The sequence below is a fragment of the Bacillus sp. FSL M7-1020 genome (assembly GCF_038050415.1).
Classification (GTDB): Bacteria; Bacillota; Bacilli; order Bacillales; family Bacillaceae_G; genus Bacillus_A; species Bacillus_A toyonensis.
Window position 1 is genome coordinate 3514547 of sequence record NZ_JBBOTW010000001.1, and the last position, 17056, is coordinate 3531602.

18 protein-coding genes and 1 other annotated feature are annotated in these 17056 nt (G+C 36.8%); all 18 genes read right to left on the minus strand.

The features are described 5' to 3' along the window. Nucleotides 1-6: 6 nt before the first annotated feature. The 18 genes from uraA to ftsA all read right to left on the minus strand — a co-directional run bounded on the left by uraA (nucleotide 7) and on the right by ftsA (nucleotide 16963). The gene (gene uraA / locus MHB70_RS17740; RefSeq protein ID WP_000435917.1) at nucleotides 7-1290 is read right to left on the minus strand and encodes a uracil permease; all 1284 of its coding nucleotides are present in this window, start codon (nucleotides 1288-1290) and stop codon (nucleotides 7-9) included. Between the two features lie 146 nt (nucleotides 1291-1436). Further along, the gene (pyrR, locus tag MHB70_RS17745) at nucleotides 1437-1979 is read right to left on the minus strand and encodes a bifunctional pyrimidine operon transcriptional regulator/uracil phosphoribosyltransferase (protein WP_001156491.1); all 543 of its coding nucleotides are present in this window, start codon (nucleotides 1977-1979) and stop codon (nucleotides 1437-1439) included. 204 nt (nucleotides 1980-2183) lie between these two features. Continuing rightward, nucleotides 2184-3092: an RluA family pseudouridine synthase gene (locus MHB70_RS17750; protein WP_000005848.1), complete on the minus strand. Its 909-nt coding sequence runs from the start codon at nucleotides 3090-3092 to the stop codon at nucleotides 2184-2186. 4 nt (nucleotides 3093-3096) lie between these two features. Next, nucleotides 3097-3555 (minus strand): lipoprotein signal peptidase LspA, encoded by a 459-nt coding sequence (gene lspA / locus MHB70_RS17755; protein ID WP_000642175.1) that lies wholly within the window; start codon nucleotides 3553-3555, stop codon nucleotides 3097-3099. Nucleotides 3556-3679: 124 nt separating this feature from the next. After that, nucleotides 3680-4009: a hypothetical protein gene (locus MHB70_RS17760; RefSeq protein ID WP_001002952.1), complete on the minus strand. Its 330-nt coding sequence runs from the start codon at nucleotides 4007-4009 to the stop codon at nucleotides 3680-3682. 156 nt (nucleotides 4010-4165) lie between these two features. After that, on the minus strand, nucleotides 4166-6931 hold the full coding sequence (gene ileS2 / locus MHB70_RS17765) for an isoleucine--tRNA ligase (protein WP_000455940.1): 2766 nt from the start codon (nucleotides 6929-6931) through the stop codon (nucleotides 4166-4168). Between the two features lie 71 nt (nucleotides 6932-7002). After that, nucleotides 7003-7227: a binding site (T-box leader), on the minus strand. A 51-nt stretch (nucleotides 7228-7278) separates the two neighbouring features. Continuing rightward, the gene (divIVA, locus tag MHB70_RS17770; RefSeq protein WP_001131611.1) at nucleotides 7279-7785 is read right to left on the minus strand and encodes a septum site-determining protein DivIVA; all 507 of its coding nucleotides are present in this window, start codon (nucleotides 7783-7785) and stop codon (nucleotides 7279-7281) included. Nucleotides 7786-7874: 89 nt separating this feature from the next. Then, nucleotides 7875-8642, minus strand: a complete 768-nt coding sequence (locus MHB70_RS17775) for a YlmH family RNA-binding protein (RefSeq protein ID WP_000029703.1) — start codon at nucleotides 8640-8642, stop codon at nucleotides 7875-7877. A gap of 15 nt (nucleotides 8643-8657) precedes the next feature. Next, nucleotides 8658-8921 (minus strand): YggT family protein, encoded by a 264-nt coding sequence (locus tag MHB70_RS17780; RefSeq protein ID WP_000214326.1) that lies wholly within the window; start codon nucleotides 8919-8921, stop codon nucleotides 8658-8660. A 6-nt stretch (nucleotides 8922-8927) separates the two neighbouring features. Then, nucleotides 8928-9398, minus strand: coding sequence for a cell division protein SepF (locus MHB70_RS17785; RefSeq protein ID WP_000119137.1), 471 nt, complete (start codon nucleotides 9396-9398; stop codon nucleotides 8928-8930). Between the two features lie 19 nt (nucleotides 9399-9417). Continuing rightward, the gene (locus MHB70_RS17790; RefSeq protein ID WP_000218001.1) at nucleotides 9418-10092 is read right to left on the minus strand and encodes a YggS family pyridoxal phosphate-dependent enzyme; all 675 of its coding nucleotides are present in this window, start codon (nucleotides 10090-10092) and stop codon (nucleotides 9418-9420) included. Then, nucleotides 10089-10907, minus strand: a complete 819-nt coding sequence (gene pgeF / locus MHB70_RS17795) for a peptidoglycan editing factor PgeF (RefSeq protein ID WP_001209015.1) — start codon at nucleotides 10905-10907, stop codon at nucleotides 10089-10091. Before pgeF ends, MHB70_RS17790 begins: the two co-directional genes overlap by 4 nt. A 118-nt stretch (nucleotides 10908-11025) precedes the next feature. Further along, nucleotides 11026-11310, minus strand: a complete 285-nt coding sequence (locus MHB70_RS17800) for a YlmC/YmxH family sporulation protein (protein ID WP_033657297.1) — start codon at nucleotides 11308-11310, stop codon at nucleotides 11026-11028. A gap of 171 nt (nucleotides 11311-11481) precedes the next feature. Continuing rightward, nucleotides 11482-12261, minus strand: coding sequence for an RNA polymerase sporulation sigma factor SigG (gene sigG / locus MHB70_RS17805; protein ID WP_000197755.1), 780 nt, complete (start codon nucleotides 12259-12261; stop codon nucleotides 11482-11484). A 157-nt stretch (nucleotides 12262-12418) separates the two neighbouring features. Continuing rightward, nucleotides 12419-13138: an RNA polymerase sporulation sigma factor SigE gene (gene sigE, locus MHB70_RS17810; protein ID WP_000976947.1), complete on the minus strand. Its 720-nt coding sequence runs from the start codon at nucleotides 13136-13138 to the stop codon at nucleotides 12419-12421. Nucleotides 13139-13157: 19 nt separating this feature from the next. Continuing rightward, nucleotides 13158-14075 carry a sigma-E processing peptidase SpoIIGA gene (spoIIGA, locus tag MHB70_RS17815; protein WP_000261990.1) on the minus strand — a complete coding sequence of 306 codons (918 nt, stop codon included), beginning with the start codon at nucleotides 14073-14075 and terminating at the stop codon, nucleotides 13158-13160. Between the two features lie 386 nt (nucleotides 14076-14461). Next, nucleotides 14462-15616, minus strand: coding sequence for a cell division protein FtsZ (gene ftsZ / locus MHB70_RS17820; RefSeq protein WP_000888977.1), 1155 nt, complete (start codon nucleotides 15614-15616; stop codon nucleotides 14462-14464). Between the two features lie 39 nt (nucleotides 15617-15655). Next, the gene (gene ftsA / locus MHB70_RS17825; RefSeq protein WP_001087556.1) at nucleotides 15656-16963 is read right to left on the minus strand and encodes a cell division protein FtsA; all 1308 of its coding nucleotides are present in this window, start codon (nucleotides 16961-16963) and stop codon (nucleotides 15656-15658) included. Nucleotides 16964-17056 lie beyond the last annotated feature (93 nt).

Consider the following 17056-nt stretch of genomic DNA (forward strand, 5'->3'; position numbering starts at 1 on the left):
TTGTTTTTATGAAGCAATCTGCTTAGATTGTTTTATTTGTTTCGTTTCTGGTAGTAGTAGATTTAACAGTACACCTACAATTGCTGCTAGTGCCATTCCTTCTACTTGGAACGATTCTCCTACGTGAAGTACCGCTCCGCCAATACCAATTACTAGTATAACTGATGCAATCATTAAGTTTCGTTTGTCACTTAAATCTGTTCTATCATCTACCATCATGCGTAAACCACTTGATGCGATTACACCGAATAGTAAGATTGATACACCACCCATAACTGGTGTTGGAATCGAGTGGATCAGTGCTGAAATCTTCCCGATAAATCCAAACATGATTGCGAATACTGCTGAACCGATGAATAAGTATACACTATACGCTCTCGTAATTGCTAGCACACCGATGTTTTCACCGTATGTTGTATTCGGTGGTCCACCGATTAGTGATGCGATTAATGTTGCTACCCCATCCCCAAAGATTGAACGGTGTAAACCTGGTTTTTCAATTAAATCTCTTTTAATAACATTTCCAAGTACAATTTGATGTCCGATATGTTCTGAAATTGTTACTAGTGCTACTGGCACCATTAAGAGTACAATCTTCCACGAAAACTCTGGTGTGTATGTTACAAACGGTACTGTGAAATCAGGTACGACAAACCATTTCGCCTCAGCTACCGGTTTTAAATCTACTAGCCCTTGGAAGTAAGCGAAGATATATCCGCCGATGATTCCAAGTAACACCGGTATGATGCTGAAAAATCCTCTTCCAAATATGGAGCAAATGATTGTAATTGCTAATGTTACTAGTGCTACTGAAAAGTGTGTAATGCTATACTTACCATCCGCACCGTTCATCGCCATGTTCACTGCTGTATGTGCTAAAGCTAAACCGATTACCATTACTACCGGACCAACTACGATTGGCGGCAGTAATTTCATAATCCACGCTGATCCAGATTTCTTAATTCCGATTGAAATTAAGATGTACACCATTCCTGCAAGTAAGCCACCAAGCATCGCTGCTCCGGGGCCACCTGCTGTTTTTGCTGCAATAATCGGTGCGATAAAGGCGAATGATGATCCTAAATACGCAGGTACTTGACCTTTCGTTATAAGAAGAAACGCTAGCGTTCCTAATCCACTTGATATTAACGCTACTGACGGATTCAATCCTGTTAAAAATGGAACAAGCACTGTTGATCCAAACATCGCGAACAAATGTTGTATACTTAAAAATAACCATTTTCCCGGTTTCGGTACTTCATTAACGTCTAACACTGGCTTTTGTTCCATTGTTACATCCTCCTTCAGTTTAAATCTTTGCAATAAAAAAACTCTTTGTGCCTGTGCACAAAGAGTCCTATACTTTCGTATGCCAAATTCGACATATGAAAGCCAAGACCCTTTGGCAGCCTCACAGGACTACATTTAAAAGGGCTTTACTTATCGTATATACTTACTCGATCTTGTTGATCTGTCTCTTGCAAATCAACTTCGATACGCTCTTCACTTGATGTTGGAATGTTCTTTCCTACATAATCAGCGCGAATTGGTAATTCACGATGTCCTCTATCTACAAGAACAGCTAATTGAATTTGTGATGGTCTTCCTAAATCCATAAGAGCATCCATCGCAGCTCGAACTGTTCTTCCTGTATACAATACATCATCTACAAGGATTACTTTTTTCTTCGTAATATCTACTGGAATATCTGAACCTTTTACTAGTGGTTCTTTATTCTTTGATTGAAGTGTTAAGTCATCACGATATAAAGTTATATCTAACTCTCCTACTTCCATCTCTTTTCCTTCAATTTGACCAATTCGTTCTGCCAAACGTTGTGCAATAAAAATTCCACGTGTTTTAATTCCGACAAGAACACAATTATCCACACCTTTATTTCGTTCCACGATTTCATGACTAATTCGTGTTAAAGCGCGGCGAATCATTTGGTCATCTAAAACGACAGCTTTTTCCTGCATGCTCTACACCTCCAAGCTATTTTTCTTGCGTGAGAGTAATGGTATAAAAAAAGTCCTCTCAGCGTGTGCGAGAGGACTTTTGAAAAAAGGGTACAACATACCCTAAGTATTTCAAACCGTTACCTTCTCAACCTCACGGGGCTGTGTTAAAGGATCATTATTTAACTGTTGTCAGTATCTCAGTTTTCTCATGATTTGTCAATACTATTTCCGTAAAATATTTAAAGTCTCTTCAAACACTTCTGGAATCGGTGCCTCAAACTGAATATATTCACCAGTACGAGGGTGGTCAAATCCTAAAATACCTGCATGAAGTGCCTGTCCATTCATGTCTAATGTTTTCTTTGGTCCATACTTTGGATCTCCTGCAAGTGGATAGCCAATATATTTCATATGAACACGAATTTGGTGTGTACGTCCTGTTTCTAAGCGACATTCTACAAGTGTGAAATCTTTGAAACGCTCTAACACTTGGAAATGCGTAACAGCATGCTTACCATTTTCATCAACTGTCATACTTTGACGTTCTTTCTTATCACGAGCAATCGGAGCATCAATCGTTCCCTTATCATGCGGAATAACACCGTGTACAATCGCTTTGTAACGTCTTGTTACTGTTTTTGCTACAAGTTGATTTACAAGTGATTCGTGTGCCATATCATTTTTAGCAACCATTAATAGGCCAGATGTATCTTTATCAATACGATGCACGATACCAGGACGCATTACACCGTTAATGCCTGATAAATCTGTACAATGATGCATAAGACCATTCACAAGTGTGCCACTTGTATGACCTGGTGCTGGATGTACAACCATACCACGTGGCTTATTTACAACAAGTACATCTGCATCTTCATAATAAATTTCTAAGTTCATATCTTCCGCTTGAATATCTAACTCTTCCGGATCAGGAATCGTTACTGTAATTTCATCATTTTCTTTAACTTTATAATTTACTTTTACCGATTTCCCATTCACTGTTACAACATCATCTTTAATCCATTGCTGTACTTGTGAACGTGACCATTCACTGTTAATTTCTGCAACGAATTTATCGATTCGCTCACTTTTTTGTTCTTCTGCAACTGTTACCTGTACTACTTCACTCATTCAATTACTCCTTCGTTTTCTTGCCTTCTAATAATGTTTGAATAATAATTAATACAACACCAATACATAACGCTGAATCAGCTACATTGAATACTGGATAGTTGTACGAGAAAATATACACGTGAATAAAATCCACTACTTCTTGTCTAAATACACGATCAATAAAGTTACCAATTGCTCCACCTAAAATTAGACCTAATGAAATTCCTAGAAGCTTGTCTGTTTTTGCATATTTTTTCATATACATTACGATAAATACTACAAAGACAACCGTAATAATGTAGAAAAACCACATTTTATTTTCTAAAATCCCCCAGGCAGCTCCTCTATTTCGATGTGATGTTATGTATAATACATTATCGATTATCGGAATGCTCATACCCAATTCCATGTTCTTTACAATTAGCCACTTCGATATTTGATCGATGGCAATGACAAATAACGCTATTACATAATATATCATTTTCATTTCCCCCACAAAGACAGTGTACCTCAAAATTTTAGCATAGCTGCTACCTTTTCACAATGAACCTTTATAGAAGAATAAAATAAATTAAAAAAAGGTAATATAATATCGTTGTGCGTATTCATACATTTACCTTTTCATAGAAAAATTCATGAATCGTACGGGCAGTCGGCATTGTTTTCATTTGCTTTGTCGAAATTACTCTCCCCGTCTCTTCACAAATACCGTACATATCTATTTCCATTTTAAATAATGCGCGTTCTACATCCTTTAAGTCCTCTTTTATATCATGTAATAGCAATTTTTTCTTTATCTCTTCCTTAATTTCATATCCAAGCTCTTGGCTGAACTCAGCATCATATTTGTGCATTACTTCTTTAGCTAGTCTCTCTTGCAACTCTTTTCTCATCAATTGCAATTCTTCTTTTATTTCCATGTAAATTTCATTCACGTGTACATTCCTCCTAGCTGTAATGTACAGTTAGTGTGTCCGAAATTTATTTGCTTACCTCACACACATTTTTCCTTCACAGGAAAGAGCCTGAAAGTTATTTCGATATACCATCAATAAAAAAACTGACTGCATCAATAGCAGTCAGTTTTTTTATTATTTTACATAGTTTTCTTTAACAACTGATGCACAACGCTCACATAATGTTTCATGTTCAGCATCTTTACCAATTGTTTCTGAAACTACCCAACAACGTTCGCATGTTTCACCAGTTGCTTGAGAAACGACAACCGCTGTATGCTCATACTTAGGCGCATCTGCTGGAGCTTCTTCCATCATACCACCAAGTTTATATTCAGAAACGATGAATAATTGCTTCAAGTCTTCGCTAATAGACTCTAACATTACTTTCATTTCTGCAGTTGGATAAAGAGTAATGCTCGCATTTAATGACTTACCAATTACTTTCTCATTACGAGCTACTTCTAACGCTTTTAATACGTCATCACGTAATGTCATAAATGCATCCCATTTCGCTTTTAACGCTTCCGAACCCTCTACTTCTGTAGCTTCCGGCATGTTAGTTAACTGTACGCTTTCTTCTGTTACACCTGGAACATATGGCCATACTTCATCAGCTGTATGAGGTAAGATTGGTGTTACAAGTTTCGTTAATGCAACAAGAACGTCATATAATACAGTTTGAATTGCACGACGATCCGCGTGATTTGCACCTTCAATGTATAAAATGTCTTTTGCAAAGTCTAAGTAGAATGAACTTAGATCAATTGTACAGAAGTTGTGAATAGCATGATATACAGCAGCAAAGTCATATGTTTCATATGCTTCTTTTACTTTTGTAATTAAGTCATTTAACTTCACTAACATGTAACGATCTACTTCACGAAGTTCAGCTACCGCTACTGTGTTTTCACTTGGCTTAAAGTCATCTAAGTTGCCTAATAAGAAACGGAATGTGTTACGGATTTTACGATACACTTCTGCTACTTGTTTTAAAATATCATCTGAAATACGTACGTCAGATTGATAGTCAACAGATGATACCCATAAACGTAAAATATCTCCGCCTAATTGATCCATAATTTTCTTCGGTACGACGATGTTTCCAATCGACTTACTCATTTTACGTCCTTCACCATCTAGTACGAAACCATGGCTTAGTACGCCTTTATATGGAGCTTTACCTGTTACAGCAACTGCTGTTGATAATGAAGAGTTAAACCAACCACGATATTGGTCAGATCCTTCTAAATATAAATCAGCTGGACGTTGTAAGTCATCGCGCTCTTCTAATACCGCTTGGTGAGATGAACCTGAGTCGAACCATACATCCATGATATCTGTTTCTTTACGGAATTCACCATTTGGGCTACCTGGATGTGTAAATCCTTCTGGTAATAAATCTTTCGCTTCACGCTCAAACCATACGTTAGAACCGTGTTCACGGAATAAATCTGCTACATGGTTAATTGTTTCATCTGTAATAATTGGATCACCATTCTCAGCATAGAATACAGGAATTGGCACACCCCATGCACGCTGACGAGAAATACACCAGTCACCACGGTCACGAACCATGTTATGAAGACGAGTTTCGCCCCATGCTGGTACCCATTTCGTTTCCGCAACAGCTTCTAATAACTCTTTACGGAATGCTTCAATAGATGCAAACCACTGTGCTGTCGCACGGAAAATAATTGGTTTTTTCGTTCTCCAATCATGTGGGTATGAATGCGTAATGAATGTTAGTTTCAGTAACGCGCCTACTTCTTCTAATTTTTCTGTAATTGGCTTGTTAGCTTTATCATAGAATAAGCCTTCAAATCCAGGTGCTTCATTTGTTAATACACCTTTATCATCAACTGGGCAAAGTACTTCTAATCCATACTTTTTACCAACAACGAAGTCATCTTCCCCATGTCCTGGTGCTGTATGAACACAACCTGTACCTGCATCTGTTGTTACGTGATCTCCTAGCATAACTAATGAATCACGCTCGTAGAATGGGTGTTTTGCAACTGTATACTCAAGTTCGCTACCTTTTACCGTTTTCACAACTTCAGCTTTTTCCCACTCTAACGTTTTTGCAACTGTCTCAAATAATTCAGAAGCGATAATATATTTCTCGTCATTTACTTTTACAATGCTATATTCAAGCTCTGGATGAACAGAAATACCTAAGTTCGCAGGTAATGTCCAAGGAGTTGTTGTCCAAATGATAAATTTCTCATCACCTTCTAATACGTTCTTTCCGTCTTTTACAGGGAACGCTACATAAATAGATGCTGATTTTTTATCTTGGTATTCAATTTCAGCTTCTGCTAAAGCAGACTCACTTGTTGGAGACCAGTAAACTGGTTTTTGCCCTTTATAGATGTAACCTTTTTTCGCCATATCACCAAACACTTTAATTTGTTGTGCTTCATAAGCTGGCTCTAAAGTAATATATGGATTATCCCAATCTGCACGTACACCTAGGCGCTTAAATTGTTCACGTTGACGTTCTACTTGTTCATATGCATACTCTGCACATAACTTACGGAACTCAGCAACTGTCATTTCTTTACGTTTTACACCTTTATTCGTTAACGCTTGTTCGATTGGTAAACCGTGCGTATCCCAACCTGGAACATATGGTGCACTGAAACCAGTCATTGACTTATAGCGAACAATAAAGTCTTTTAACACTTTATTTAATGCATGTCCCATATGAATGTCACCATTCGCATATGGAGGTCCATCATGCAACACAAATAAAGGACGGCCTTTTGTATGTTCTTGTACTTTTTCATAAATATTCATTTCAGCCCATTTTTCTTGCATTGCAGGCTCACGTTTTGGTAAATTCCCACGCATTGGGAACTCTGTTTTTGGCATCAGTAATGTATTTTTGTACTCCATGCTCAATTCCTCCTTACATGTATAAAAGAAATACTTAAAAAACGGAATAAAAAAGAGACCTTCTCATCCCAAAAAGGGACGAGAAAGTCTCCCGCGGTACCACCCTAGTAGATTCTATACATATGTATAAAACCCTCTTTATATTCTTAACGCGAATACACGCCTACGCTTACTCTATTTGTTCAGCGCGGAACTCCAGGGTGATATTCCCACTAATCTCCTTATCCTGAGCTTACACCGTCCTCAGTTCGCTATATAAGGTTTGAAAAGGTACTTATCCCTATCTTCGTTTTTCTTAATAAATATGTTGTTTAAAATTATATGTAATAATGAGAAAAACGTCAAGCTTACACTGTTTCTTCTTTTTTCAACAGCTCATCTACTTCGTCTTCTAACTCAATTAGTTTATCCCAATCATCGTTGTTTAGCATTTCAAGCTGTGTCTCTAATAACATACGGAAACGAGTTCGGAATACTTTCGCTTGTTTCTTTAGCTCTTCAATATCAAAAGCAACTTTTCTTGATTTTACTAAAGCTTCGTTAATGATACGATCTGCATTTTTTTCAGCTTCACGTACGATTAATTTCGCTTCTTTTTGCGCATTACGTTTTACTTCTTCCGCTGCTTCTTGTGCAACAACGATAGATTTGTTTAACGTATCTTCAATGTTAGAAAAATGATCTAACTTTCCTTCTAATTGCGCAACTTTTTCTTCTAAAGCTTTTTTCTCACGAATGACTAATTCATAATCTTTGATAATTTGATCAAGAAACTCATTTACTTGATCTTCATCATAGCCACGGAATCCGCGACCAAATTCTTTGTTATGAATATCTAATGGTGTTAACGGCACAACGCCACCTCCAAGTAGTTATCTAAATTTCCTCTTTCAATTATATCTTTTCTTCGACAAAATAGGAGGATTTCCTTCTAAAAAACCAATCATTTTAGTATACCATACAAAATTCTCCATTTGTCGCGTTTTGTTCTACCTTCTACAGAAAACAATTTACTTCGCCCATATCCTCTCACCGAAAACACATCTCCTGGATAACATTCATAAGAAGTTTGCTCTACTGTTTTCCAATTGACTTTTACTAAACCATTTTTTATGAAAGGTTGCACTTTCTGTCTGGATATATGTAACATTTCAGCCAACATAACATCTAAGCGAAGTGAAGAAACCGTTCCAGATTTCTCTCCCCACGTTTCATGAGTCTGTAGAATTTGTTCTCCTTGTACTGCTGATAAGGAGACTTTTACTTTCCCTATTGCTTGTAAGTTCATCTCAATGTAAGATACGATTTCTTTCGCAACTACAATTTGGGCACGATTTTCTTGAAGCAAAATATCACCACATTTTTCTCTCGTTAAACCAAGTGACATAAATGTACCTAATATTTGCCTATGTTCTAGCGTATAAAACTTGGAAGGATAGTCAATTTCTAATACTTCTACTTGAAATTCTTCTTCATTTAATTCTAGATAGTCTGGATAAATAAGTGCTCTTCTACGCTCTGCGTAAGGCGTTGCACCATCAAATTGCACAGCAACATCTCCTTGTCCAATTACCATAGAAACAATTTGTTGCTGTCTTGGATCAAGGAAATCTGTTAGTTTCACTTGATGGTACTCTGCTGCTCGCTTCCACTCTAGCACTTTATCTACAAAGACCTCTTCATCAGGTCTGAAATGTTCGTAAATGCTCATGTATTTAGCCTCTTATTACAAGAAATAGCTGAACAAACTGAACAAACCACTTTTAGCAAGTTTTAACGCAAAAATCGCAACGAGTGGAGAGATATCAATCATACCAAACGGCGGAATAAATCTGCGAAATGGTTCTAAATACGGTTCACAAATACGTGCAAGAAAATCTCCAAAAGTTGATTCCTTTGCACCAGGAAACCATGATAGGAGGATGTAAATGATAAGTGCCCACGAGTAAATCTCGATAGCAGTAAGTAAAACATTTAAAACGGTTGTCATGGCGTATTACCACCTCTTTATATTTGTTTCTTCTTCTTCGCCGAATAATTCTGAAATTGCACCAACAATATCTACATTTTCAGGTGTACACATAAATGTTTTCGGTCCTATTTTTTGAATGTCCCCGCCTATAGCGTATACAGTACCACTTAAAAAGTCAACGATACGTACTGCTTGATCAGTAGACATTCTTTGCAAATTAATTACAACAGCTCGTCTACCTTTCAAATGGTCCGCAATACCTTGCGCTTCCGAATACGTGCGTGGTTCTAATAAAACAACTTTTGAAGATTGCTTTGCCGTTTCAATGCTCACAACATTTTGTTTCGGTTGTGCTTTCGGAAACGTAACATCTTGTTGTTCCGGCGGATCTTGCTGCTTCTTCATATCCGTTTGCTCCTTTTCATAGCTATATTGAGCTGCTTCTTTTTCTTCTGGTGTATCAAAAAAGAAGTATTTTACTTTTGACCAACTCATAATAAGATTCTCCTTCCTTTTACGCTTTTCCTACTAAAATCGTTCCCAAACGAATATATGTAGCACCTTCTTCAATTGCAATCGTGTAATCATTGGACATTCCCATTGATAATTCTTTACATGGCGCATGTAATAGATTTAGCTCCTGCACCTCTATTTGTAGCTTGCGCAAGTCCTTAAAGCAGCGACGAACTTCTTCCTCTTCTTCTGTAAATGGCGCCATCGTCATTAGTCCAACCACTTCAATCTTATCCAATTCTTGCAAACTTTGAATAAAAGAAACTGTTTCTTCTATTGCCAATCCTTGCTTTGATTCTTCAGATGAGGTTTTCACTTGAATAAAGCATTTCACTTTCTTATCAGCACGTTTCTGAATTTCTTTCGCCAGAGAAAGACGATCTAACGAATGTAAATAATCAATTTCATTAATGATTTCTTTTACTTTTCTCGTTTGTAATGAGCCAATAAAGTGCCAATTAACTTTTGAGCCAAAATGCTCGTATTTCTGTAAGAAACCTTCATTTCTATTTTCACCTAAATCGATAATTCCAGCTTCCATTACTTCGTTTGTTTTTTCAATCCCTACAGTTTTTGTAACTGCAACAAGTTTAATATCTTGCAACGAACGTCCAGCTCGTGTGCAAGATTCTTTAATAGCTTCGTTTACAATTATTAAATTTTCTTGTACTGTCACTTGTTTTCTTCCTCCTTAAAACCTATGAAACTCAACATTCTCCCTGTCTTCCCTTGATCACGACGATGAGAGAAAAATAGTTGTTCTTCACAGCTTGTACAAAGAGATGACATTACAATATGCTCTTCTTTTATGCCTGCTTGTACACATAATACACGATTAATTTCTTTTAAATTAATTGCGTACTGTCCATCAGAAATTTTTTTATATGGGACAGAACCGTTTACTACTTGCTGTGCCGCTGTTAACACTCTATCATCAACAACATAACAACAAGATCCGATTGCCGGTCCAATTGCAACATGAATTTCATCACTTGAAATCCCTTCTGCACTCCATTTTTGAATCATTTCATTTGCAATCTCTTTTACAGTCCCTTTCCACCCAGCATGCGCAAGTCCTATCATACCATGTGATGGTGCATAAAAATAGAGTGGGACACAATCCGCGTAACAAGACGTTAAAAGAACATCGTTATTAGTCGTATAAATGCCATCTGTTTTTGAAATGCCATCCTCATATGAATAGACGCCACTTCCTTTTTCTTGTTGTCCTACTTTTTCAACCTGGTGATCATGAACTTGTTCAGAGCAAATCCAGTTTTCCAATGGTTTTTGTAACTTATTTGCTAAAATGCGTCTGTTTTCATGAACGTTCTCCACGATATCATTCACATGTAATCCTAAATTCATCGCATGAAAGGAGCCCGTACTTATCCCACCATCTTTTGTCGTAAATCCAGCAGTAATGTTTCCAAGTTCTTTCCACGCTTGTAAATACAGTATACCGTCCACATATTTAAATGGTTCTCTCATAAAGCGGCTCCTTTTTAATTAAAATAACAGAAAAAAGCATGGTACTTCCTGTCTATTTTACCATACTTTTATTTTTTCATAATACCAACAGAAAAAAAAGAGGAATTTGTAATATTCTTTATGAAATTGTCGTTGTTTGTATTGATTCTGTTACAGAATTAACAGGATTTACTCTTACAAGTATGACATCTTCCCCGATTTTCATAACTTCCTCCCAAGGAACTATAATTTCTACGTCTTTCCCAAAAATCCCAAGCATACGTGCCTGTTTGGAAATAATAATAGAGCAAATCTTCCCTGTATCGATATCAATCTCAATATCTCCAATATTTCCAAGCCTTTTCCCATCTGAAATATTTATAACATCCTTCATCTGTAACTCTGAAATCCGTATCACTCTCATCCTCTCCCTTATATGGCGAATTGGAAGTACACAGACTACTGTATTTCATATTAACAGGAAGTAACCGCTACTAAGGTTCATATTATTTTCATTATATGAACACGACCTCATTGCTATGAACGCAAACTATAATAGTACATATAAAAAGGCCTCACCATAAATGGTGAGACCTTATCCTTGAATCGTTTTATTCATTTGTTTAATAGCCGATTTCTCTAAGCGTGATACTTGAGCTTGAGAAATCCCGATTTCTTCTGCAACTTCCATTTGTGTTTTTCCTTGAAAGAACCGTTTTCGAATAATCATCTTTTCACGATCATTTAAACGCTTCATGCCTTCTTTCAGCGCTAACTCTTCAACCCACTGCTCGTCCTTTTGTTTTTCATCACTTAATTGATCCATAACAAAGATAGGATCTCCCCCATCGTTATAAATCGGCTCAAATAATGACACTGGATCTTGAATCGCATCTAAAGCAAATACAATCTCTTCGTGAGTCACTTCTAGCACTTTTGCAATATCCATTGCTGTTGGTTCTTTTGAATTTTCTGCGATCAATTTTTCTCTTACTTGCAACGCTTTATACGCAATATCTCGTAACGAGCGAGATACGCGAATCGGATTGTTGTCACGCAAATATCTGCGTATTTCTCCAATAATCATCGGCACAGCATACGTTGAAAATTTTACATTTTGGCCTAAATCAAAGTTATCAATGGATTTCATAAGTCCGATGCAACCAACTTGAAATAAATCGTCAACATATTCTCCTCTGTTATTAAATCTTTGGATGACGCTCAATACAAGACGTAAGTTTCCATTCACTAATTTCTCTCTTGCGCTTATCTCTCCACTTTGCATTTCACGAAATAATTTACGCATTTCTTCATTTTTTAGTACTGGAAGTTTTGCTGTATCAACACCGCAAATTTCTACTTTGTTTCTCGTCAAAGTGTTCCCTCCTATCGGGAGTTGCTGTACAGTGTAAAGTATTTCCTTTGAAGGGGATTTTATGCATGTGGTTTTCTCTTCATTTTTCATTTTAATTCCCCCTTCTTCTACAACTAAACAGAATAAGACCAGCCTACATAAAGGCTGGTCTTATTCTTTACACCATTTTATTAAATTCTTTTCGTAACCTTTTTATGATTCTTTTTTCTAAACGTGAAATGTATGACTGTGAAATCCCAAGCATATCCGCCACATCTTTTTGCGTCTTTTCCTCTTCTCCAGCAAGCCCAAATCGAAGCTCCATAATTTGTTTTTCCCGATCATTTAATTGGTGCAATGCTTTCATTAGAAGATGACGATCTACAGTAGCCTCTAAATCTTTTGTAATAATATCATCATCTGTACCTAATACATCTGATAACAACAGTTCATTCCCATCCCAATCAATGTTAAGCGGTTCATCAAAAGACACTTCCGAACGATTTTTATTATTTCGGCGCAAATGCATTAAAATCTCATTTTCTATACAACGAGATGCATATGTTGCTAATTTTATTTTCTTTTCTGGATTAAATGTATTTACCGCTTTAATAAGGCCAATTGTTCCTATACTGATTAAATCTTCAATATTTATCCCTGTATTTTCAAATTTCCTTGCTATATATACAACTAGCCGTAAGTTGCGTTCAATAAGTAATGACCTTGCAGCTTGATCGCCTTTTGGCAATTTATTCAAAAGAACTTCTTCTTCTTCTTTCGTTAACGGCGGTGGCAACGCTTCACTTCCACCAATATAATAAATTTCATCGGTCTTAATTCCTAGTTTCAGCAATACTTTATACCAAAGGTATACTAAATAAAATTTTAATTTCATCATATTATCCCGCCTCTCATAATTAAGCAATTACCATTTTTTGCGAAATCAACATTTTTGGATGTACAATGCATTGATACTCTCCATTGGTAGACAGTTGTTGTGTATTTAACCCAATCAATACTTTGTTTACAACGATTGAACTACCTTCATGATCAACTTGCACACTATCAGGCTTAATTGCCCACAAAAATTGACTCTCTACTCCTACTGCTCGGAAAGGAATTAAGCGTAATTTTGTCGCCCATCCAGAATCTTTTTCTGGTATTTGAGGAATTTCTGTTTTGGAATAAATTTGTTCTGTTAACCAAGATGGCAAACAATGTTCTAATGATGAAATATGCATAATCATTACGGGTGTTTTTGTTAACGGGTCGTAAAGTTGATTCCCACTGTCAATTAAACCTGCTAGTTCCAATTCTTCTTCAGCTAATTGAATTTTCACTTTCACGATTTGGTCATAGTGTATTTTCGTGATTTCTACGCTTTCAATACGCTTTTTAGAAAAATAATAAATTACTGGAAAACCTAAAATAACAAACAACCAACTAATTGGATCACCGTAAGAAATCGATTGAGATTGAACCAATCCATTTACCATCTCATTCGTTTGCAAAAAGAAATGAGTTCCCATTAATCCTCCACCAACCATAAAAGTGACAAAGTAAAAAGTAAAAACAGTTTGTGTATAATTTCTAAACGTTGTAAACCCAAAGGCTGTATACACAATAAGTAACGAGTACAGTAGTTTCATAATCGGATGTGTCATCATAGAAGCAAAAGGAGTAAAGGCAAAAATAACAATGGTGGAACCTATAAATGCCCCTAACACAAGCCTCCATCTTTTGATCTTCTTTTTTAACACGGTAGCTGTTAATAAAAGTAAAAGAAAATCAATGCAGGCGTTTAACAACCAAACAACGTCGGCGTAAACAACCAAACAATTCACCTCTTTTTTTAAGTTGAGACTAGTATAATGCATATCCAATGGGAAAGTGTGTCAATTTGCGGAGGTGTTTTTTTGTTATTTTGTGATTTCTAGACATAATCTGTCGGTAAAAAATAAAAGTATAGTTTCATAGAATGATATGTTTTTATTTTTTACCGACAGATGGGCTGAACTATATGTAACGAAAATTAAAAATCCTGTACTACAACTTTAACGCGCAATTTTAATCAGTAGAATCGGTTCCTTTTAACCCACATAAACCGAGCTTTTACGGGCCGTTAATGCGAGATAAATTTAAATATACAAAATAAAAAAAGACCTGCTCAGCAGGTCTTTTCCATTCAGAAACAAAAAAGGAGCATGAATGCCCCTTTTTTTTATCGTCTACGACGGTTACGTAAAAATGCTGGAATATCGATATCATCTGAATCTGAATGACGCTCATGTACAACCGGCTCTTCACGCTTCATTTCACGTTTTACTTCACGTTGTTTTGAAGGCTGAGCCACTGGTTGTTGCTGTTGTTGCGTGTGATTCGCATTCGGACGAATCATTGGTTTTGGTGGTTGAGTTGCAATACTATCATCAAAGCCAGTTGCAATTACAGTTACAATGATATCATCTTTTAATCCTTCATTAATAACAGAACCGAAGATCATATTTACTTCTGGATCCGAAGCTGAAGCTACAATGTCTGCTGCTTCTTGTACTTCGTATAAGCTTAAGTTAGCTCCACCCGTAATATTCATAATAACACCTTGAGCTCCATCAATAGATGTTTCTAGTAATGGACTAGAAATCGCTTTTTTCGCAGCTTCAGCAGCACGATTTTCCCCATTACCAGAACCGATACCCATTAAAGCAGAACCTCTATTAGACATAATTGTTTTTACGTCCGCGAAGTCTAAGTTAATTAGACCTGGTGTAGCAATTAAATCAGAAATACCTTGTACACCTTGACGTAATACGTTATCTGCTTCACGGAACGCTTCTAACATTGGCGTATTTTTATCAACAATCTCTAATAAGCGATCGTTTGGAATTACAATAAGTGTATCTACATTTTCTTTAAATGCCGCAATACCAGATGCAGCTTGTGTTGCACGCTTACGTCCTTCAAACGTAAATGGACGTGTTACAACACCAACTGTTAATGCACCTAGTTCTTTTGCAACTTGAGCAACAACTGGAGCTGCACCAGTTCCAGTTCCGCCACCCATACCAGCAGTTACGAATACCATATCTGCACCACGAAGTGCTTCTTGGATCTGTTCTTTACTTTCTTCTGCCGCTTTTTTCCCTACTTCAGGGTTTGCGCCTGCACCAAGTCCACGCGTTAATTTTCCACCAATTTGCATTTTTGTTTCAGCTTTTGATAGATTTAACGCTTGTGCATCAGTATTCACAGCGATAAAGTCAACACCTTGTACACCGTGCTCAATCATACGGTTTACAGCATTGTTTCCGCCACCGCCGACACCGATAACTTTTATATTCGCTAATTGATCTTGAGTAGTATCAAACTCTAACATGTCGAAATCCCCCTAGAACCTCATTTTTCGTGTCCAATTTTAATCCCATAAATAACGGAATACACGTTTTACTTTTGACATCATACGGTCATCATTTTGATTATTATTGTTTTGATTACGGGTTTTTTGTTTCGCAGGTTGTTGTTGTACCGGCATTGGTGCTGGTGCTGGTACTGGTTCAAAATGTTCTTGCTTTTCCTGCACATTTTTCCCACGTAATTTAGCTTTTTGATATGAATGTTTAATTAATCCAACTCCACTTGTATATTGGGGCTCACGCACACCAATATAGTCAGGAGTTGCTACACGAACATTTTCATGTAAAATATCATATGCAAGATCAAGAACACCTGGCATAGAAGCTATTCCACCAGTTAGTACATACCCAGAAGCTACTTGCTTTACTCCTAACTTACGTACTTCATCTTGAACAAACATTAAAATTTCCTCTACACGAGCCTCGATAATATCCGATAACTCCAACTGAGAATATTGTTCTGTTTGATCGCTTCCCATAATAGGAACCGTAAACATTTCTTCTTCCGATGCTGTATCATAAAAAGCATGTCCATATTTCAACTTAATTTGATCTGCATTTTCTGTTGAAGTTTTCAACCCAATCGCAATATCCTTCGTTATATGGTCTCCACCTAATGGTAATACGCTTGTCGCTTGTAACTCTCCATCTTTAAAAATAGATAAAGTCGTAGATCCTCCCCCCATATCAACAAGGGCTACTCCTCTATTTTTTTCATCCGAAGATATAGCAACTGTTGCAGCCGCTAAAGGTTGAAGACAAATATCAACAATTTCAAGACCTGCTTTTTCTACACAACGAAGTAAGTTATGTAGTAAGGTTCTCGATCCTGTAATAAGTGTACCTTCCATTTCTAATCTTACACCGATCATTCCACGTGGATCGTTAATCTCGTCAAGACCGTCTACGATGAACTGTCGAGGTACCACATCAATAAACTCACGTTCTGGAGCAATTGACACAACTTGTGCTGCATCTAGAACGCGTAAGACATCTTCATTCCCGATTTCACGATCTTCATTTGAAACAGCGACTACTCCATGACAAGGAAGTAGCTGTACCTGGTTTGCATTGACACCTACTACAACTTGCTCAATGTGGATTCCCACCATGCGCTCAGCTTGTTCAATTGCTTTTTTAATTGATCGAACAGTCTCATCTATATCGACTATCGATCCCTTCTTTAAACCATTCGATTTTACATTTCCAACACCAATAATGTTTAAGCTGTCATTAACCATTTCACCAATGATGACTTTAACATTGGATGTACCGATGTCAAGACTAACATATATTTCATTGCTGTTCATTCTTTGGCACCTCCTTCTTTATTTATACCATACAACTCAATATATGGAACAACAATCGCAACTTTACTATTTATAAGAAAAATATTCAACGTC